At 42.5% G+C, this 18,194-nt stretch carries 30 protein-coding genes; 28 read left to right on the plus strand and 2 right to left on the minus strand.

Annotated elements, in window-relative coordinates:
• On the minus strand, positions 1 to 414 hold a 414-nt coding region (locus QQK21_RS22055; RefSeq protein WP_284194328.1), incomplete at its 3' end, for a helix-turn-helix domain-containing protein.
• Positions 415 to 529: 115 nt separating this feature from the next.
• Between QQK21_RS22055 and QQK21_RS22060 the strand changes: the two genes are divergently transcribed.
• From QQK21_RS22060 to QQK21_RS22125, 14 genes are all read left to right on the plus strand, one after another.
• The gene (locus tag QQK21_RS22060) at positions 530 to 769 is read left to right on the plus strand and encodes a helix-turn-helix domain-containing protein (RefSeq protein WP_284194329.1); all 240 of its coding nucleotides are present in this window, start codon (positions 530 to 532) and stop codon (positions 767 to 769) included.
• Between the two features lie 9 nt (positions 770 to 778).
• Positions 779 to 1,378, plus strand: a complete 600-nt coding sequence (locus QQK21_RS22065) for a hypothetical protein (RefSeq protein WP_284194330.1) — start codon at positions 779 to 781, stop codon at positions 1,376 to 1,378.
• Between the two features lie 9 nt (positions 1,379 to 1,387).
• Positions 1,388 to 2,110 (plus strand): bacteriophage antitermination protein Q, encoded by a 723-nt coding sequence (locus QQK21_RS22070; RefSeq protein ID WP_284194331.1) that lies wholly within the window; start codon positions 1,388 to 1,390, stop codon positions 2,108 to 2,110.
• A 226-nt stretch (positions 2,111 to 2,336) separates the two neighbouring features.
• Positions 2,337 to 2,609, plus strand: a complete 273-nt coding sequence (locus QQK21_RS22075; RefSeq protein WP_284194332.1) for a hypothetical protein — start codon at positions 2,337 to 2,339, stop codon at positions 2,607 to 2,609.
• 8 nt (positions 2,610 to 2,617) lie between these two features.
• On the plus strand, positions 2,618 to 2,797 hold the full coding sequence (locus tag QQK21_RS22080; RefSeq protein WP_284194333.1) for a hypothetical protein: 180 nt from the start codon (positions 2,618 to 2,620) through the stop codon (positions 2,795 to 2,797).
• Positions 2,798 to 2,806: 9 nt separating this feature from the next.
• On the plus strand, positions 2,807 to 3,844 hold the full coding sequence (gene rdgC, locus QQK21_RS22085) for a recombination-associated protein RdgC (protein ID WP_284194334.1): 1,038 nt from the start codon (positions 2,807 to 2,809) through the stop codon (positions 3,842 to 3,844).
• Positions 3,844 to 4,395 (plus strand): single-stranded DNA-binding protein, encoded by a 552-nt coding sequence (gene ssb / locus QQK21_RS22090; protein ID WP_284194335.1) that lies wholly within the window; start codon positions 3,844 to 3,846, stop codon positions 4,393 to 4,395. Before rdgC ends, ssb begins: the two co-directional genes overlap by 1 nt.
• Positions 4,396 to 4,433: 38 nt before the next feature.
• Positions 4,434 to 4,586, plus strand: coding sequence for a hypothetical protein (locus QQK21_RS22095; RefSeq protein ID WP_284194336.1), 153 nt, complete (start codon positions 4,434 to 4,436; stop codon positions 4,584 to 4,586).
• Positions 4,587 to 4,597: 11 nt separating this feature from the next.
• Positions 4,598 to 5,113: a hypothetical protein gene (locus QQK21_RS22100; protein ID WP_284194337.1), complete on the plus strand. Its 516-nt coding sequence runs from the start codon at positions 4,598 to 4,600 to the stop codon at positions 5,111 to 5,113.
• A gap of 2 nt (positions 5,114 to 5,115) precedes the next feature.
• Positions 5,116 to 5,481: a DUF4406 domain-containing protein gene (locus QQK21_RS22105; protein WP_284194338.1), complete on the plus strand. Its 366-nt coding sequence runs from the start codon at positions 5,116 to 5,118 to the stop codon at positions 5,479 to 5,481.
• Between the two features lie 54 nt (positions 5,482 to 5,535).
• Positions 5,536 to 6,027, plus strand: coding sequence for a hypothetical protein (locus tag QQK21_RS22110; RefSeq protein ID WP_284194339.1), 492 nt, complete (start codon positions 5,536 to 5,538; stop codon positions 6,025 to 6,027).
• Between the two features lie 103 nt (positions 6,028 to 6,130).
• Entirely contained in the window at positions 6,131 to 6,310 is a 180-nt protein-coding gene (locus tag QQK21_RS22115; RefSeq protein WP_284194340.1) for a type II toxin-antitoxin system HicA family toxin, read from the plus strand.
• 46 nt (positions 6,311 to 6,356) lie between these two features.
• Positions 6,357 to 6,770: a type II toxin-antitoxin system HicB family antitoxin gene (locus tag QQK21_RS22120; protein WP_284194341.1), complete on the plus strand. Its 414-nt coding sequence runs from the start codon at positions 6,357 to 6,359 to the stop codon at positions 6,768 to 6,770.
• Between the two features lie 20 nt (positions 6,771 to 6,790).
• Complete coding sequence (locus QQK21_RS22125; RefSeq protein WP_284194342.1) at positions 6,791 to 7,174, plus strand: PHD finger domain-containing protein; 384 nt, start codon at positions 6,791 to 6,793, stop codon at positions 7,172 to 7,174.
• Between the two features lie 98 nt (positions 7,175 to 7,272).
• Here the strand turns inward: QQK21_RS22125 and QQK21_RS22130 are convergent, their stop codons facing one another.
• Positions 7,273 to 7,509 (minus strand): hypothetical protein, encoded by a 237-nt coding sequence (locus tag QQK21_RS22130; RefSeq protein WP_284194343.1) that lies wholly within the window; start codon positions 7,507 to 7,509, stop codon positions 7,273 to 7,275.
• Between the two features lie 182 nt (positions 7,510 to 7,691).
• Here QQK21_RS22130 and QQK21_RS22135 point away from each other — a divergent pair, with 182 nt between their 5' ends.
• The 14 genes from QQK21_RS22135 (at position 7,692) to QQK21_RS22195 (ending at position 18,122) form a co-directional block, all read left to right on the plus strand.
• Positions 7,692 to 7,943, plus strand: coding sequence for a hypothetical protein (locus tag QQK21_RS22135; protein ID WP_284194344.1), 252 nt, complete (start codon positions 7,692 to 7,694; stop codon positions 7,941 to 7,943).
• Positions 7,944 to 8,436: 493 nt separating this feature from the next.
• Positions 8,437 to 9,483: a DNA-methyltransferase gene (locus QQK21_RS22140; RefSeq protein ID WP_284194345.1), complete on the plus strand. Its 1,047-nt coding sequence runs from the start codon at positions 8,437 to 8,439 to the stop codon at positions 9,481 to 9,483.
• A 22-nt stretch (positions 9,484 to 9,505) separates the two neighbouring features.
• Complete coding sequence (locus QQK21_RS22145) at positions 9,506 to 9,796, plus strand: HP1 family phage holin (protein ID WP_284194346.1); 291 nt, start codon at positions 9,506 to 9,508, stop codon at positions 9,794 to 9,796.
• The gene (locus QQK21_RS22150; protein WP_284194347.1) at positions 9,796 to 10,317 is read left to right on the plus strand and encodes a lysozyme; all 522 of its coding nucleotides are present in this window, start codon (positions 9,796 to 9,798) and stop codon (positions 10,315 to 10,317) included. Before QQK21_RS22145 ends, QQK21_RS22150 begins: the two co-directional genes overlap by 1 nt.
• Positions 10,305 to 10,730: a hypothetical protein gene (locus tag QQK21_RS22155; RefSeq protein ID WP_284194348.1), complete on the plus strand. Its 426-nt coding sequence runs from the start codon at positions 10,305 to 10,307 to the stop codon at positions 10,728 to 10,730. The genes QQK21_RS22150 and QQK21_RS22155 overlap by 13 nt, the downstream gene beginning before the upstream one ends.
• The gene (gene lysC / locus QQK21_RS22395; RefSeq protein WP_431313157.1) at positions 10,675 to 10,920 is read left to right on the plus strand and encodes an Rz1-like lysis system protein LysC; all 246 of its coding nucleotides are present in this window, start codon (positions 10,675 to 10,677) and stop codon (positions 10,918 to 10,920) included. Before QQK21_RS22155 ends, lysC begins: the two co-directional genes overlap by 56 nt.
• 397 nt (positions 10,921 to 11,317) lie before the next feature.
• The gene (locus QQK21_RS22160) at positions 11,318 to 11,494 is read left to right on the plus strand and encodes a hypothetical protein (RefSeq protein WP_284194349.1); all 177 of its coding nucleotides are present in this window, start codon (positions 11,318 to 11,320) and stop codon (positions 11,492 to 11,494) included.
• 161 nt (positions 11,495 to 11,655) lie between these two features.
• Positions 11,656 to 12,249 (plus strand): hypothetical protein, encoded by a 594-nt coding sequence (locus QQK21_RS22165; protein ID WP_284194350.1) that lies wholly within the window; start codon positions 11,656 to 11,658, stop codon positions 12,247 to 12,249.
• Positions 12,152 to 14,071, plus strand: a complete 1,920-nt coding sequence (locus tag QQK21_RS22170) for a terminase gpA endonuclease subunit (RefSeq protein WP_284194351.1) — start codon at positions 12,152 to 12,154, stop codon at positions 14,069 to 14,071. The genes QQK21_RS22165 and QQK21_RS22170 overlap by 98 nt, the downstream gene beginning before the upstream one ends.
• Complete coding sequence (locus tag QQK21_RS22175; protein WP_284194352.1) at positions 14,071 to 14,304, plus strand: hypothetical protein; 234 nt, start codon at positions 14,071 to 14,073, stop codon at positions 14,302 to 14,304. The genes QQK21_RS22170 and QQK21_RS22175 overlap by 1 nt, the downstream gene beginning before the upstream one ends.
• Entirely contained in the window at positions 14,301 to 15,698 is a 1,398-nt protein-coding gene (locus QQK21_RS22180) for a phage portal protein (RefSeq protein ID WP_284194353.1), read from the plus strand. The genes QQK21_RS22175 and QQK21_RS22180 overlap by 4 nt, the downstream gene beginning before the upstream one ends.
• Positions 15,634 to 16,785 carry a S49 family peptidase gene (locus QQK21_RS22185; RefSeq protein WP_284194354.1) on the plus strand — a complete coding sequence of 384 codons (1,152 nt, stop codon included), beginning with the start codon at positions 15,634 to 15,636 and terminating at the stop codon, positions 16,783 to 16,785. The genes QQK21_RS22180 and QQK21_RS22185 overlap by 65 nt, the downstream gene beginning before the upstream one ends.
• Complete coding sequence (locus QQK21_RS22190) at positions 16,785 to 17,120, plus strand: hypothetical protein (protein ID WP_284194355.1); 336 nt, start codon at positions 16,785 to 16,787, stop codon at positions 17,118 to 17,120. Before QQK21_RS22185 ends, QQK21_RS22190 begins: the two co-directional genes overlap by 1 nt.
• Positions 17,121 to 17,126: 6 nt before the next feature.
• Positions 17,127 to 18,122, plus strand: coding sequence for a major capsid protein (locus tag QQK21_RS22195; protein WP_284194356.1), 996 nt, complete (start codon positions 17,127 to 17,129; stop codon positions 18,120 to 18,122).
• Positions 18,123 to 18,194: the final 72 nt, after the last annotated feature.

The raw sequence follows: 18,194 nt of genomic DNA on the forward strand, positions 1-18,194 counted from the left end.
TTTGGGAAGTTTTCCAGATACGAACTGCTTTTCTTGTTGTTCGTTATCAATATAAGGACTTTCATCCCAGTTCCCTGCCTGTATCCACGATAGAACCGAAAGTTCCCTACCAAAATGAGGAGCGTTTGTTTTTTTTCTTTGAATTATCGGCTGTTCAATAACTTCAAAGTCTTCGTCAGGGTTAATGCGTTTATCTAATTCTGAGTATTTCCAACCAAACAACTTCAGGTAACCATCAACAATCGGAAAGCTAGCAGGAGCACCGTTTTCTATTCTGCCTAGTGTTGTCCTAGAACAGTCAACTCCCCATTCCATTAGGGTGTTAGCCGTCTCATTTAGGCTGAATCCTCGTCTCGTCCTTTCCTTTCTTAATACGCTACCAATCATATGTGAAACGTTTTGTGAAATATTCATTGTTTCGCTCTCTATCCCATATATGGGAAATTCTGAATGATTCAAATTGCGTGTTGCACACTTGCGGGAATATATTTAATCTATTAAACTCCATCCCATATATGAGATTTTATATATGAAGACACCTTTAAGAAAATGCAGAACATATGAGGATGTCTCTTTAGAGCTTTTAGCAAAGGAAGTAGGTTCTAGTGGTTCAACGCTAAGTAGGCTCGAGGGAGGGACATCAAAAAACACCTCGGGAGAAGTTTGTTACTTGGTGCTTGAGCGATACAAGCAACTTGGCTTAACGCTTGAACATTTGATTTACCCAGAACGCTTCCCGTATTTCGATATTAATAATGATAGTTGCTAGGTGATAGGAATGACACGTCGAAAAATGGACAACAGATTATCAGCTGTAGTGGTTAGTCATATTAATTGCTACTTAGAAAAGACTGGTATTGCAAAAGACAAGTACATACGGACGTACATGATCCCTGAGCTTATTAAGTCAGGAGAGCTTTCTGAACCGACCAGAGATGTTGAAAAATGGTACAAGAGCCAATCTAGGAGGCTTGTTCGATACATTGACGGTGAAAACGAAATTTCAGTCAACTGGGTGTTTCCATTTATCTCAAGTTTGCCTATTGAGTTCCAGCAGCCGTTAAAAAATGAGATTTGCGGCATGCTGGGATCTTTTTTTGTGGCATTAACCGCAATGGGACCACGGACCCAAAAACACGAAACGCGCTCTCATTTGCCGCAAATGGCGAAAGAGTGGGGCGACATACTTATTAAATCCAATCCGGCCATGGATGGTGTTTTCACATCAGAAGATGACCCTATCGAAGTACTTAATTATGCGAACGAAATTAACGAATGTATTGGAATTTTGATGGCCGAGTTAGGGGCCATTTACCGAGCAACAGGAATCGAACCAGCTGCATCTAAAGCCTATCGAAACAGCACTCTATTTGGATAAGGATTGACTATGCGTGTGAAGTATAACGAGGAAGGCCTACGAGAAGAGCTTCGCTCCGCGCTGTTAGTTATCCCTAGAACGAAAGGTCAACTGGATGGTTTTGGAAATAATGGAATTAGCGATGCAAAGTATCAGCGTAGTAGCTACCGAACGGAAGTGGGTGAGAACGGCGAAGTATTAGCGAAAGTTAAGCCACAATCGGTTACTACGTTGGCATGTAAGCAGTTTAAGCGCTCACCTATGCCCCTACCGCCACAAGCGCTTAAGCACTCCAAAGTGGTGCGAGACATTAACAGTGCTGATGAGCATTTGGGTGATTGGCTTAAATATTGTTATAGCGATGGCGCTCAAGTGCCTAGCAAAATTCTGCTTAGAGTCCTGCTTAAGTACTTTTATGAGTCAGAGTCAAAAAATCTCAGTTGTGAATCTAAAGATTTAATCAAGCATCTCGCTTTGCTTGCTTGTATGCAAAAACGCGATGCGCTGAATGCGAATCGAATGCAGTTAGCGCAATCACAGATTGCTGAAAAAGCAGGTAAGAAACAGAAAGCTTGGGAAAAGTCTTGGGCTAAACGCTGGAACCGCCTACTCGACATTTTAAATCTATTTGATAAGGAGGGTTTAGATCATGTGTATGAACGAGGCCGCAGCCGAAAAGCTGCCAGAAGGAATGCCGACTTGCCTTTGCAATCAGCATTTCAATCTACAGCCAGAGAACACTTGGTTGCCTGAGTGGGGTTATAGGAAGTCCACGAATGAATTCATTCTTCGCTGCCCTAATTGCAACTACCACGAAGGGCCCTTCACTAACAAAAATGCCGCGATCGCAGGATGGGCCTTATCAAATCGAAAAGGTGATGAACACGTACTCAAAACATGGGCGAGGTTCTACACAGAGCGCCAAACAGTACCGGATCACCTAAAAGAATCAAAAAACTTACGCCAGGAGAGAGCATAAATGGAACTCAAGAAAATTGGTGAATATAAATTAAAACCAGAGGCAATAAAAACTCACCCAGTAATTTTATGTGGTGAGTGTTATGGGGAAACAAAAGCAATAACTGAATATAGAGACACTAGCTCTTCAGTCGATTGTGAAGAGTTAAGTGTAATTCATGTTCACTTCGAAGAACTGCATGTCTCCCAGTGTTGTCGCGAACTTCTCGTATTGGTTAACAATGACGAAGATGAGCTTACATCAGATGATGCTTACGAATATAAGCGTCTTTGAGAGGAAGTATGCAAACCACGAACACAACCGATACTCCATTTACTTTTGAAAGCTTTTTTCAAGCCGAGTCTCACTTGGAAAAACAAGGCTACTACTGTGAAAAAGAATACTGGGTCCATGCTGATAAGCCAATTGTGTCCGTGGTCCCAACTGAAAACGGTGTCCAAATTAAACCAATTCAACATTAAGAGTCTCTTATGCAATTTAAACAATGTACTCCTTACTATTTACCCGCATTTGCTTACAGTCTAGATACGCTTGAAAAGCGATTCGAAGAGTTTCGATCCAAACCTCTTTCAGATACAGGTACAGAATCATTGGGCTTTGTTAGTCCAATGGACCTTAACCGAGATGAATTAATTATTAATCTTGGATGCTTGTATGGCCTTCGCTTGAAGATTCAAGAGAAGAATATTTCCCCATCAAAAGTTAAGGAAGTTGTTAGTCAACGGGTCAGTAAAATCATTGAAGAAAAGCCGGAACTTGACCAAGAAAAGCTGGAAAATGAGCATTACTCTCAAGTTAAAGAAGAAATGCTACGCCTTGAAATACCAAGCGTAAACTATGTAACAGCATTTATTGATACCGACTCAGGCTATCTATTTGTGAATGACAAGAGTGAGAAACGCTGTGAACAGTTATTAAAACTTCTACGTCGCTGTCTAGGTTCTTTTGTTGCACTACCTGTAAATACGGAACATCAACCGTCGGAAGCTTTATCTGAAGTTTTGCAAGGCGAGCGTAAGTTAAGTGATTTTCTTCGTGTTGATTATTACGACCAAATAAAAGCTGTTGGCGACAAAGCAAATAAGCAAGTCTCTTTTAAAGGAATCGAGATTGGTAAAGAAGAGCGTGAAGTTCTTAAAGGAAAAAGCATTACTCAGATAGGCCTTGTTTTTTGTGCTAACGAAGATGAAACATGGGCTATCACTATCGTATCTAAGCGCGATAAGCATTTTTATATTCTCAGTTTTGTCGAACCCATACCTAATTCAGATCCCTTAGCCGACCGATTATTCAGCATATCCGATGAAGATTTCAATGCTAACTGGCTTATTACGGCTGACCGCTTAAACCGAATTTTTAGTGCTTTAAATGAGTCGTTTGGAGGAAGGGTTATCTCGGATCGTGAAAGTGAAGAGTCCATCAACCAATTAAAAGAAGCTCAGCTTATGTCGGTAACAGAAGAGAAAATCAGCGAAGAAGCGAAAGCATTATTAGATGGAGCTGAGTAATGGCGAGTCGTGGCGTTAATAAAGTTATCCAAATTGGTTGGCTTGGTGAAAACCCTGAAATTCGTTATCTGCCTGATGGTACTGCTGTTGCTAATCTGACAATCGCAAATAGTGATGTATGGCGTGACAAAGCGACAGGAGAACAGCGAGATAAAACCGAATGGCACAAAATCTCTGTAATGGGTAAGACAGCCGAGTTTTTGAGCGAATACGCAAAGAAAGGTAATCAGGTTTACATCGAAGGAAAGCTAAGAACACGAAAATGGCAAGATCAGAGTGGCCAAGACCGTTACACCACTTATGTAGATGTTCGTTATCCAGAAGGGCAGGCACAAATCCTTGGTAATAAGCAGCAATCTACTCAGCAAGGTGGTTGGGGTCAACCTCAACAGCCAACATCACAACAACCATCGCCACAGCGTAGCCCTGCACAATCTCAGCCACAGCGAACACCACCGCAATACAACGAGCCGCCGATGGACTTCGATGATGATATTCCATTCCGCGATACCTTCGCACGCGCATCTCGTACTGCTTACGCCTGTTCATAACAATGCAGTCTGACTCTAATCAGCTCGTGGCTTATGTAATGAAGCACAACCGTATGTCTCAGTTTCAGGCTATGAGTTGGTTAGATAAATGGGTGCCAGAGTGGAGAACGGAACCTCCTGCACAGATTGTTGGCACTATTTATTACGATGGTGCCTCAGATGGATATGAAACCGAACATACTAACAATTAAGGATTAAAAAGATGGATGTGACTATAGCTAAGATGATTGAAGATGCTGGTCTAGAGATAGATGATGTAAGACACATTATAGAAGCCGTTCAACAACAGGCTGCTGAAAAAGCTCCTGTTTTAATGAGTAGAGATAATCCAGCAGGCTGGAAGCTTGAAGAACTAATGGAACAAGTTCGCGGCGAGATCATGAGCAAGTCTCTGAACATTGCTGAGGATATGTCGTTTGAGGCTCAAACGGTGAAAAACAATAATTTCTTGATTCTTGGGTTGTTGATGCAGGTTGAAGCTATTCAGCGTCAGTCTTTTGTTATTATGTCGGAGCTTGGTGAAGACCAAGGACCAAACGGAAAACCGAGAATTGGTAAGAATGTACTCCAAAGTCAAGATAAGTTAACCAATGTCACTATGATGATGCGTGAAGCAATTGTGGCTGCAGAAGAGTTTGGGCTTGTTCGTGATGAGAATGGCTCTGTTATTACTGGAGCTATTGAGAGTGATCATGGTGTGGTGTTGGTTAAGGAATAGTTTTGCTTACAAAGTTCTACATTGCTGGCCCAGTGAGTGGTCAGCCTGATCATAACTTCGAAGCATTCAAAAGTGTCGCGGACCTGATTTCTAATTCGGGTAATGCTGCCTTATACACATCCCTACTTCCTAAAGGCATGAGTGAGCCGGAATACATGAAGTTTGCACATGCCATGCTTGAGGTTTGTGATGTGGTCGTTCTTCTTCCTCGCTGGAGTATGAGTGAAGGTGCTACGGCAGAGTTCTATTGGGCAGTGAAGTTAGGCAAGAAGATAATACGAAAAGAGCACCTGCAAGAATTGCTTTCTACTGACAGAAGGGACAGCTTGTTAGAGTCTGTAACTAAAGAGGTCATTGAATCGATATGATAATCAATTATGAGTCCGCTATTAAAGCTGAAAGCCTGTCAATAGGAGCTTAGCATGCCTTGCATTATTGATTCATCACACCCCAATAGCAAGAGCAAGGACAGTTGTTGGAAATCTTACTGTGGAAAGACTGTCTTCTTTTGTAATAATCCTTTACGTTCTCCTAAAGAGGCGCTAGAGAGCGGAAAAGCAATTTGTAGGGCATGCAGAAAGGCGGCAGGCTTACCAGCTAAAGAGCCTGTCAGCAAAAAGCCATTTGAACCATACATGCTTTATAGAGCGGCTATGGGTAAGATTGATGCCTTGCAAGTGATTGGAGAAACAGAGGTTAATTACCGCTTAGAATCTGGCGAACTTCTCCGTAAGAAAAATAAGGTAGAGGACATATACTGGCGACGAGCTGGCAGCGAGGCATCTGACGTGTTCTTTAGCAATGACAAACAAGAAGCAATAGCCAAGGCTAGAATACAGATACAGTTACGCAGGGACTATTTGCAAAGCTTGATTGATGAGGCGAGTAGTTTAGAGATGCAGTTATATTCTTAAGTATTTCACAACAAATATTAGCCTTGTAGTTATTGGAGTTATTTTCTTGCACCTTTACTTCATTGGGGTTATAATAACCCCAAGTTAATAGATAGGAGGTACAGTGAAAAGTGCAGATCTGATTAAGCTTTTAGAAAATAACGGTTGGGAACTGGTTAAAGTTAGAGGAAGTCACCATAAATTTAGGCATCCAGATTTCGAAAACCCTGTAGTTGTTCCCCATCCCAAGAAAGATTTGAAAATCGGTTTAGTTAAAAGGTTAATGAAAGATGCGGGGCTATAAGCCCCCATCACTGCACTAATTACTGTGCTCCGTAAGGACGAAAAAAATGTTATATCCAATTGCAATAGAAACGGGAGATAGTGAACACGCTTATGGTGTGGTTTTTCCTGACTTAAAGGGCTGCTTTTCAGCAGGTGATACGTTAGATGAAGCGGTATTTAATGCTAAAGAGGCTGTAGAGTTTTATCTAGAAGATTTGGCAGAACGTGGCGAGCTCCCTCCAAGTCCTAGTGACCTTGCTAGCTTACAGGCGGATGATGATTACAAAGGTTGGGTTTTATCTTTAGTTGAAGTTGATATAGAACCGTACTTGGGTAAGGCAGAAAAGATAAATGCCACGTTGCCAAGCTTGTATATCAAAAAAATTGATGATGTTGTTAAAACTCATCCAGAGTACAAGAATCGCTCTCATTTTTTGCAAGTAGCTGCGAGCCATGAACTAGAGATGCACTCTTTATAAGCTAAAAAGGAATACAGGCCATGAAAGAAGTATCACTAGAAAAGGTAGTAAGCACCATTAGAAAGGTGATGGATGATTCCACCAGCTTCAATGACTTCAAATATGACTCCATGGAATCGGCCATAAGCAAGCTTGCCAAGGAAAAGCATCAAAACATCAATGTGTTTGAGACTTTGACTCAAGAGATGATAGAGCAGCAGAAAGAGGACTATGACGGATACCTAGACGGCGCTAAGGTTGGCGACTTGGTTTGGGGAGATAGTGAAATGTGGGTTTCTCAGCTTGTGGTTGAACGTTGGGCGCAAGAGTCTAGCGATGCGATTAACAACAGTGACGACATTGAGCAAGTTGCAGACTATGTGGAGAACTGCCTGATTGTTGAAGTTCTGTCGGCCAGTTTATAAAGTCAAGCCACTACAACTACAGCTAGTAATGAGGTGAATGCATTATCAAGCGCCTCTTTGTAAATTAAGTTCAGCCCTGCCATGTGCAGGGCTTTTCGTTACTTGTTGTAAATATTATCTAGCATGGACACCTTGCCGAGTAGTTGAGTGGCATCGCTTATCATAGGGATTATTATTTCACTTAGTAGTTGTTCTTCGGTTGTCAGCTCGTCCTGTTTTTCCTTTATAGACATTTCTAGGCAGACGTTTTTGTGCAGTTTGCCAATCATGTCGCGCAATTTAATTGATAGCTCAATAGTTTCAGTTATGTCATTTTTAATTTGTTTCGTTGTCATATTTTCTTCTCCTGGCGTTTGTTTCGACACGAACAGTAACTCCGAACCCATAGCGCAGCGAGTTGTTTATTATCAATAGGAGGTGGTGGTCACATGAACAACTATTGCCCCAATAAGGACTGGCTTTCCGCTCTGCAAGTTATTAGTGTCGGACCTGACTTAAACGCCAGGAGAGTTAAACGATGAAACCAATTAAACCAAGACAAGCTAACTTAGTGTTAAGCATTCTAGAGAGTGCCAACTGTGGGCCTACGACTATTGACTCCATGTTGCTTTGGAGTAGGGATACAGAAGAGGCAGGTCGAGTCCACTTGGAATTTGTTGTAGAGCAGTTATTAGCGTCAGGATGCTTAGCGTATACGGCCGATAACCGCTTGTTAACAACCCAAATCGGCGAGCGTCATATTTACCTAACAACACAACATATAGCGTGATTTTGAAAAAAATACATCAATATGTAGTTGCAAAGGTAGGGTTGTGAGTATATAGTTTTACCAAGATGCGGTTTTTGTAGCCCATCAACCAGAAATTAAGACCTTAGACCTCTTAATCTTCAATAAACCTCGCGCTTGCGGGGTTTTTTCGTATTTGGAACAGCCTTGAGAACCTGAGACCTGTTACACAGAGAGGAAGCTGTTTTATCTCCCGGCATGAAATGGGCGACTGTTAAGAGTTGCACCTCTTAACAGCCATTTGACCTATTACGCAAGTCATAAGCCAAAACAAGGCCCACCCTGCTCTGCAGAGCGCGGTGGAGTTTACACGAAAGTGGTAACTTATGACATTAACATTACTAAAAGAATTACGGTGTCCACACTGCAATAAATTGTTGTGTAGGCATTGCGGCGCGGTTGAAGTGAAATGCAGCCGTTGCAAAAAAGTTGTGAAGAGATAAGAGTGCCAAGAGTGCCTATTTAGGAGGCCCACTTGAAACAATCTTATCGAGATGGACAAGTACAATTAATTAATGCGGATTGTCTTGAATACCTTAAAACGCTACCAGATAGCAGCGTTGATCTCGTTTTAACGGACCCACCATACTATCAAGTAAAGAAGAATGCATGGGATAACCAGTGGCCAGATGTTGAGTCGTTCTTAGCTTGGTTAGATGAGGTGCTGTTAGAGTTTTGGCGAGTGCTTAAACCGTCTGGTTCAATTTACTTTTTCTGTGGCCATAAGTTATCAGCTGATACTGAACTACTTATGCGTCAACGTTTCAATGTTCTAAACCATATCATTTGGGCCAAGCCTAGCGGCCCGTGGCGAAGAATGAGAAAGACTGACTTACGCTCTTTCTTTCCATCAACAGAACGAATTTTATTTGCGGAACATTACGGAGCCGACGGTCACGCTAAAGGCGTTGCTGGCTACGCCACAAAGTGCGCAGAGCTAAAAAGAGAAGTCTTCGAACCACTGATTGAATACTTCAGGGCGGCTCGTCAATCACTTGGCATATCGGCAAAAGATATCAATGCTGTCACAGGCACTCAAATGTGCTCGCACTGGTTCAGCTCCAGTCAATGGCAACTGCCAAATAAAGAGCAATACGAAAAGCTGCAGGCGTTATTCAACAGCCGAGCGGTTGAATTAGGTCGTTCACATGAAGATCTGACAAAGGAGTTTGATTCACTCAATAAGGAGTATCAAACACTCTGCAGAGAATATGACGATCTAAAAGCGGAGTATGAAAACCTTCGTCGTCCTTTCTCAGTGACCAGCGAAGTTCCATACACCGACGTTTGGACATTTGCACCTGTTCAGTATTACCCGGGCAAACACCCATGCGAAAAGCCAGCCGATATGCTGGAGCACATTATTACGGCAAGTAGCCGTGATGGTGATTTGGTGCTTGATGCCTTTATGGGTTCAGGTTCAACGGGTAAAGCCTGTTTGAGTTTGAATCGTAAGTTCATTGGGATTGAGATGGAAGAAGGCACTTACTCTCAGACAGTAGAATCATTTAATAAGTTATAGGGCGCATATCGCGTAAAACCCCATGCTAGAGAAGAAAAAGTTTTGGCTGTCGGCTCTAGCTGGAGTCGTCGTGGCTTTCATTGTCGCGAAAGGTGACAAAATTACAGCGGCAATTGGTAGTGTAACTGCGACTATGGGTGCTCTAGGTTTGAGCCAATGGTCAATGATCACAGGTATCGCATGTACATTACTTACTTTCATTATTACTAACGTGGTTAACATCATCTACAAGCGTAAAGCATTAGCTGTGTTGGAAAAAAACGCTCAAAGCGGAAATTCAGTGACGGCTTTTATTACTGAGGAAGAAGGCTGATGAAACACGTTAAAAAGATAGCTTGCTCAGTTGGTGCGGCTATAGCACTCATTGTTACGAGCGTGGTTCCTAACAATGTCATCGTTTCACATGCAGGATTAGAGTTGATTGGTAATGCCGAAGAGTGTCGATTAACTCCATACATTTGTCCAGCTGGTCTTATTACTAACGGTATCGGTAATACTCACGGTGTTACCGATACACAAATCACAATAGAACAAGTCGCCAAAGACTGGACTCTAAATATAGAGTCTGCACAGGATTGTCTTGCTACCACTACGGAAGTTGCCGCATTGAGTCAGGGCCAGATTGATGCCTTCACATCATTTATCTTCAACGTGGGCTGTACACGATATCGGCATAATCCCGATGGTAGCGAGACTCGCATCTATAAAAAGCTTAAAGCCGGTTACTACACCGATGCTTGCCAAGAACTTAAATTCTGGGTTTATGGCGGTGGTAAGAAGCTTAACGGCTTGATTAAGCGACGTGGAAAGGAGATGGAACTTTGCTTTTCGTAAAAAAGATTCTCGACAACTTCCATATGGTCGCCATTGCTATCCTTCTTGGTTTTATTCTCTTTCAAACCTACACGATATCGGGCCTTAAATATGAACTCGAACAAGCGAATGCTGCGACAGGTAAAAAGGAAGCAGAACTCGGCATAGCGGTCGCTTTTAATCAGTCATTAAATACCACGGTTGATTCGTTAGTCCAGCAACTTGATGAAGGCATAATTGCTGAAGAGTGGCGGCAACAGTTGAATGCGACCATGGACGCAAAACTAAAAACATCCATCTTGGACTTAGGGAAACTATTCAATGATGACGCTAAAAGCAGTGCTGACGGTTGCAATGAGCAGTATAGCTCTTCTGTCTATGACAGGATGCTCCAGCATTACGGAACCCGAAAAGGAGATAGTTCTTCAGGTTAAAGAACGATTTGTTATTCCGCCACCAGCGTATCTCGGTCCTTGCGATATTCCTTACACAACACCGCCGCGCACTCACTCAGAGCTGGAGTCAGCCGAGCGAGACCTTACATGGCAGACAGCGATGTCAGTTTGCGCGAAGAAGTTCGACAAGATTAAACAGTGGTACCAAGACAAACAGGCCGACAAATAGCTAATCGGATTGTTCATGTAGGGATAAAAACTATTGCTTTCTTTCGGCCCGATTCAACTATTGGGCCTTTATTGCTTAGCGTTTTTTTCGAGAGTGTTAAGCAATTAGTCAGCGAACCGTTTTGTATTGATTCTATCGAGGGGTACTTATGTAGTCATTAACTCCCAAGTGGGCATGTGACGATAACTGAACGGGCAGACTATACGTTCGTCACGGAAATCAATCTCATGACAGTAACAGCCTGGTCAATCCACTGGGCTGTTACAAACCCGAGCCATACAAGGAAAAGTCGATAGTTGTGCAGGTGGCGCATTGGATTGTGCATAGCTATTCGACGCTTTATTGCTAAGTACTTTCTCAGATAGTCCTTAGCAATAATTCAATTAACGAGGTCAACATGAGTCAGACTCAAACTTATTTCAACTCGGTTGTTAGCACTCAAGCTCAAGCAATGGAAGTATTGATGACCAATCAACCAACGGCTAACCCTCAGTTAATGGAAGAGGCCAAGCAACTCTTGGAAGAAGCCGTTCTAAAAGCAACTCAGGCAGCTAAGGATGTCAAAGAGTTTTAGGTACTCACTGAGGGGGCTTGTAATCAGCGGGTGTGTAACTCGCCTAGTCTGACAATTTTTTTTTATTTTTTTGTCTGTTTCTGTTTCGTATTTTTATAATCGTTCCTTTGATCAGAAAAATCGTTTTTTATTTAGTAAAACGGCCAGTTTGTTGAGGTTTTATGAGTACAGCAAAGGCCGTAGCAGAGTATTTAGGTGTATCAACTAAAACGCTTTCCAACCAAAGTAAATCAAATGGTTATGAATTTGTTCGAGACGGAAAAGGCAAAATAATTGTTGATGAATCGGCTAAAGCTTTTGTTAAGCATCAGTCTGAAATAATCCGAAAAATGAAGGCGGCTCATGGTCGAGATATGAGCCTTCAAATCGGAAGTAGTGAAAGCGAAAAAGAGCCTGAAACGAGCGACGAATGGAAAGCAGAGAAAGAGAAGCAGGCAGCTATAAAAATTCGCCTTCAAAATGAAAAAGATTTAGGAGAGATGGTGCCGTATGAAGCTCTATTTGAGCTGTATAACAAACCGTTGTCTCTTGTTAAGAGCAGTTTGATTGATCTATCTAACCAGATATCTAAACGGATACCACTAGAGCCTTCCGATATAAAAACTATTGATGGCTTAGTTCACGACGCTCTTCATGAATTGGATGAGAAGGGTTTAGATGAATTGCAATCAATTATCACGCCTATTATCCAAAGGTATTCTAAATATTATCGTTCCTCCGAAGAGGACGGAGATAGTTACTTGGGCGACGATTAATCAAAACCCAGACGCTCAAATCTATAAGCCTAAAGCATTCCAGAAAGCTTGGCTTATGGCGTATGAATCCCCTTATATAGAAAAAATTGTTTTATCTAAAAGTGCGCGTGTTGGTTATGCCATCTTTATGAATACTTGTATTGGTTGGTCTATCACGAATGACCCAGCCAATATTATGGTGGCTCAGAATACTAACACTGATGCTGAAAAGTATGCGACAAAAGAAGCGGCCAAAGTCTTTACCTACTGCGCCCCAGTAGCTAAATGTATGCTTGGTAAGAATACCAGTACAGAGAAAGCTTTTTATGGTGGTGATTTCTCTGTTGTATGGGCCACTTCTGCTGGCTCGTTTCGTATGGTTACCATTCGTTATCTATTTCTTGATGAAGTATCAGGTTGGCCTGAAAACCCAGATAACGAAGGTGATCCAGTAGAGAACGCGATTACTCGAACAGAGACGGAGAGTAAACGAAAGATTGTTATGGGATCCACGCCAAAAGAGGCGGGAACCTGCAAGATTACTAAAGAGTTTTTGCAAACCGATCAGCGTTATTTATATGTGCCATGTCCACACTGTGGAGAAATGCAGCGCCTTAAGCTTGAAAATCTACGCTACGACAAGCATGACTTTAAAACAGCACATTTCGTCTGCGTAGGGTGCTCTAAGAAAATTTATGAACACCATAAGTTCAACATGATTGAGCAAGGAGAGTGGAGAGCAACGCGTGAATTTACATGTTGTGATACTCACCAAGTTCCAGAACTGTGGGATGAAACAGGAACTGCTCTGTGCTGTAAGTGCGGAAAGCCAGGTGATGTTAATGAGCGTGGTAAAGTTGATGCAGGCTTTCATATCTGGATGGCCTATAACGACAATCCAAACACGGCACTACCTACGTTAGCTAAAGAATATGAGCGAGCGAAGAAAGATCCGCTAAAAATGCAGTCGTTTATGAACACCAAAGTAGGTGTTGAATATTCAACGACTCAGAAAGTTCACAAGCTGAACAACTTCGATGCACTCTATGAACGTAGAGAACATTACGATCCAAGTGAGTATTTACCTGCAGAAGGATATTGCCTATTAGCTTCAGTCGATACTCAGAAAAATCGTTTTGAATATCACATTTGGTTAGTTGGCAGACGAGGAGAAACGTGGGCGATTGATTACCAAGTTGTGATGGGCGACCCCGAAGATGAAGAAATACAGCAAGAGTTAATAGGGCGTTTATCTGCTCGTTTTCGGATGAAAGATGGTCGAGAGATAACGGTTTATCGTGTGGTGATGGATTGTAACGGTCACGCATGGAAAGCAATGCTGCAGTTTGTTGCACCCTATTCGGGTTGGATTTTTGCTATTCGTGGAGAAGCTAATGGTAAGAACAAATTCAAACCAGAACTAACCCTCACTCATAAAACACATTCGGAAGCGCATTGTGAGTATCGAAGCCTCAATGTTCATCAACTGAAAAACCGCGCAGCAGAACGGCTAAATAACGAAAAGTTAGGTAAAAATTACATTCACTACCCAGTGAGTGAGGTTTTCAACTTGGATTATTTCCAAATGCTTACTGCTGAAGAACTTATCGGAAGTGGCAGCAATGTACGGTGGGCTAAAAAGCCTGGCCAGCAACGCAATGAACCATGGGATTTACTAGTTTATTTCTTATGGTTGTACGACTTCCTACGGCTAGAAATTCAAGCTGCATCGTCCCAATACCCCCTTGGTCTAGTTGACACATCCTCCTCTGATTCTTCTGTTGGATATGAAGAGAGTGATTACACCGATGACTATGAAACATCTGATTACGAGGCTTATTAATGACGATTTTAGCAACGGCTGAAAACCTAGCTGCCATTCAAGCTGCAATTATTAAACTGGCTAATGGTGAGCGAACGGTAAAGGTTGAGCATACAAGCGCATCAGGCTCAAAGCGTTCTGTTCAATATTCAGAAGTAAGCCTTCCAGAGCTTCGTGATCTTGAGTACTCAATGCGACGAGAATTGAATCCCATCCCACTAATGCAAAATGTAGAGGTTGAGGTGGTGTTATGAGTGCCTACTCAAGTACAGCTGACTCAGCGCTATTTTCTGATGCTCAAGTTCATGACAACGAAAAGAGTGAACAAGCATTAAGAAAAGAGATAACGGCTAGTCACCACTTAATCCGAAACAATCCGTTATTAGGTATTGGTGCTCGGCGCTTTCGAGCATCGTGTATTGGTGGCGGTGCTAAACCAATTTTCGATACGAAGTTGTTCAGTGAAGACTTTAATCAAGCATGGAAGGAGTGGAACCTTTACTGTGACTTTTATGGCAATACCAACTTTGCAGGAGTGCAGGCTTTATCGGTCGTTACCATGCTGCTTGATGGTAGTGGCTTTATTATCCGCCGAAGAACTCTAGATCCAGTACCTCTTCAGCTTCAGGTTGTTAGTCCCTTAAGCCATGCCTCTGAGCTAGAGAAACAGGGAAAAGGGAGTTATGTTCGTGGCGGTATTCTTTACTCCAAAAATGGCAAGGTTAAAAAGTACGCCTTCTATAAGTTACCTCGTGACCACCCAGAGTTTGACGAAGAGTCAGTAAATTGGTTGCCAGCTTCAGATGTTATTCACATCCGAGATGTATTACATGCAGGGCAGAGTTCAGCACAACCTTGGATCACGTCAGGTGCTGATTTCGCAAAACAATATAAAGACAATCAGACGATTGAGCTTAAATCTCGAATGAAGCGAAATGCTCAGAAGGTGTATGCACTTAAAGAGTCATCACCGTCTCAGCATAATAATGGAGCACCAGGAACTAACGCACCGAAAGAAAAGTTAGTTGTGAGAGCTGGCGATGTAACTGTGCTTAATGGCGTCAAAGACATAAAAACAGCATCTCCACCAGAGATAGCTGGTAATTACCAAGAGCACAACAACCAAGTTCTTCGCATGATTGCGGGTATTCTGGGTATAACTTTTGAAATGCTGACAGGGGATTTAACTCAAGTTAATTACTCCAGCATCCGAGCAGGAATGATCAACCATCGCCGCTTTATCGGGCAGCTACGCGATGTAGTTTTAATACCAGCCTTCAATCGAATTATCGGTTGGTTTATCGAAGCTTATCAGCTCAAAACCGCTCAAGAGTTACCTGGTTACTTTGAAAACCCTTACCAATATCTAGACCCAACGTGGATATGGCCAGAGTGGGAAGAAATCGATCCACTGAAAGCTGCCAAGGCATTGGTTCTCGAGATCCAAAATGACATTACGTCAATGGAAGAAGTCTCTAATGGTAGAGGCAAAACCTTAGATCAGCATCTTGATGGTATTAAGCGAAGTCGAGATGCCTCAGAATCAAGAGGATTAACCCCAAATGAAGCACCTACTGAGTCTAATGACGAACGTACCAATGCTGATGACACAGCCAGCGCATCAAGCGGCTCTGGAGATGGTCAGTAGTTACCACAAGAACCCCGCGTTGTTTGTAGGTGGAAATAGTAACCGTGGCGATACTTTCTGCCACATGTCAGTTTTCGGTGGCCTTTCACATCGTTTCAATGGACTAGATGAAAACTGCAATGAGGTGACTAGCTATCGTTATTTGCGACAGCAAATAGGCATGTTAGTTGAAGATCCAAGCATAGAAGAAATATTTATTGAGTTCGATGGACCCGGCGGTGAAGGCTCCGGTTGTCTAGAGCTTGCTACTTATATCAGAGAACTGGCAGAGAAAAAGACGATTGTCGGCTTTATCAATGGAGCGTGTCACTCAGCTCACTTTGCTCTAGCAAGTGCCTGCTCTTCGCTATACATGACGGCTCATAGCTCAGCAGGTTCTATTGGTGCCATCTTAGGTCGAGCGGAAATAAACAGTCCCACACTAAAAATGACTTATTTCAAGTCTGGTGAGGCTAAATCAGATGGAGCGCCACTAAGCAAGTTAGAGCAGGGAGAGCATGACCGCTTAACCAAACAAGTTAATGACCTCGGCTATTCGTTCTGCCAACTAGTAGCTGACCATCGAGATCTGAACGTAGATGACGTTCACAACCTTCAGGCCAATATTTTTGATGCTAATACAATGCTAGAGCATGGCCTGATTGATGGAATTAGAACTGAAGAAGAGATCAAAACCATGATGCGACAATCGACGCACGACAAAATCATAAGTGATTTGAACCTTGAGCACCAAAACGAAATTGCCCAGTTAAATCAAGCTCACCAAGCAGAGAAAGAACGGCTTATGGCAAACCATAAAGCAGAGATGAATCAGCTTCAAGATTCTAAATCGTCTTTAGAGCAAAACTTACAGGCTCAAAGTTCTGAACTAAGCGAACAAGCCAAGAAGATTAATCAACTGGCTGAATCGGCTGGAGTTCCTGAGCTAGCAGGGAAATTGATTGAAGAAGGCGTAAGCCTCGAAGTTGCTTCAGAAAAAATCAAGGTATCAGCAGCTAATAAAGATGAGGAGATCTTGCTAACTAGCGAGCTAGGTTCACAGTCTGATGACTCTTTCGACATGCAACAACTGATTAAGGACGCGTAATGACTATTAATTCAATTACCAAGCCAGTTGCCCTTTCGCTTAAGCTTCTTTGGAGTCATGAGCGCGGTGAAATGTGCAACAAAACCATTCCAGCAGCCTCGGATAAACCCGATTTTTCCATTGTGCAAAAAGATGGTGCTCTTATTGATCCTTCCGTGGAGGATTATGACGGTACCGATGCTTATGGTATCCACCTTGGCCATGGCCAAGTTTATTGGGCTAACTCCGTATTCAATCCCATTTACATTGTATGGCCAGACAGTACTACAGATGAGGCCAAAGCTCTGGTGATTGCTCACCTTGAGAAGTCGTTCCTAATCATTAAACAGGATTAATTACTAATGCCACAACTAGCTACTATTTTTGACCATGAAGCCTTCTCGCTTACCTCGCTGACCACTGGCTATAACTCTGCGGATCATATTGATGCTGATGTGCTTAATCTGTTTGAAGTAGAGAATGTAGAACATCGTAACGTAATGATCGTTAAAGCAGGTAAATCACTTCAAGTGTTAATGCCTGGCGAAATCGGTCAGCATCCAAACATTGATAAGCACGATGCAGAAAGCGCCGTTCCTGTTCATCTTATTCGTTATCCGTTTGACACTAACATTGTCCCTGACGATCTGTCCCGTGTAGCGTCTATCCAAGACAAGAAAATCAAAGCGACTGAGCTTGCGGTTCTAGTTAAGTCACATATGACTAAACATAAAGCTAATCATCGCTACACCTCAGCATTTACCGCATATACAGCCTTAAAAGGTAAGGTAAAAAATGCAAAAGGTGTTGTTCTTGTTGACCTATTTAAAGTTATGGGCGTTACAGAGCGTAAGGTTGACTTGAAACTTGGCACTGCAGGTACTGATGTACCGAAACTGCTAAAAGAGTTGCGTAAAGACACGATGAAATTTGCCAAAGACCACGGTCACCTGACACTTAAGGGTGTTGAGTGTCGTGTAGGCCAAGATTTCATCGAGCGCATTCTTACCCACGCTAGTATTAAAGACTTCTACTCAGAAGAGATTCATGCGAAGCGAGTTGTTCAATTTGCAGATGACCCAAGCAAAATCAACATTTGTGGTATTGAATTTATTACAGATGAAGCTGATGCAGTTTGCGAAGAAGGAGCATCATACCCTAAAGGCGCTAAAGGTCTATTTGGAATGCTACGTGCTCCTGCGGATGTGATGTCTAGCTCGTCTGCTTCAAATCGTGAATGCCACATCACGAAAGAACCAATGAAGCATGATGAAGGCTTAGAGATTCGCTCTCGAGCTATCTATCTGCCTATTTGTCGTGATCCAAAATTACTAAGTGGTATTTACTCATCTAACTAATGGGACCATGGACACATTTTGTTTTATACCAAAAGGCGCTTATATCTAAGCGCCTTTTGGTCCTCATTGTTG

It is taken from the genome of Vibrio zhanjiangensis (assembly GCF_030161235.1).
GTDB lineage: Bacteria > Pseudomonadota > Gammaproteobacteria > Enterobacterales > Vibrionaceae > Vibrio > Vibrio zhanjiangensis.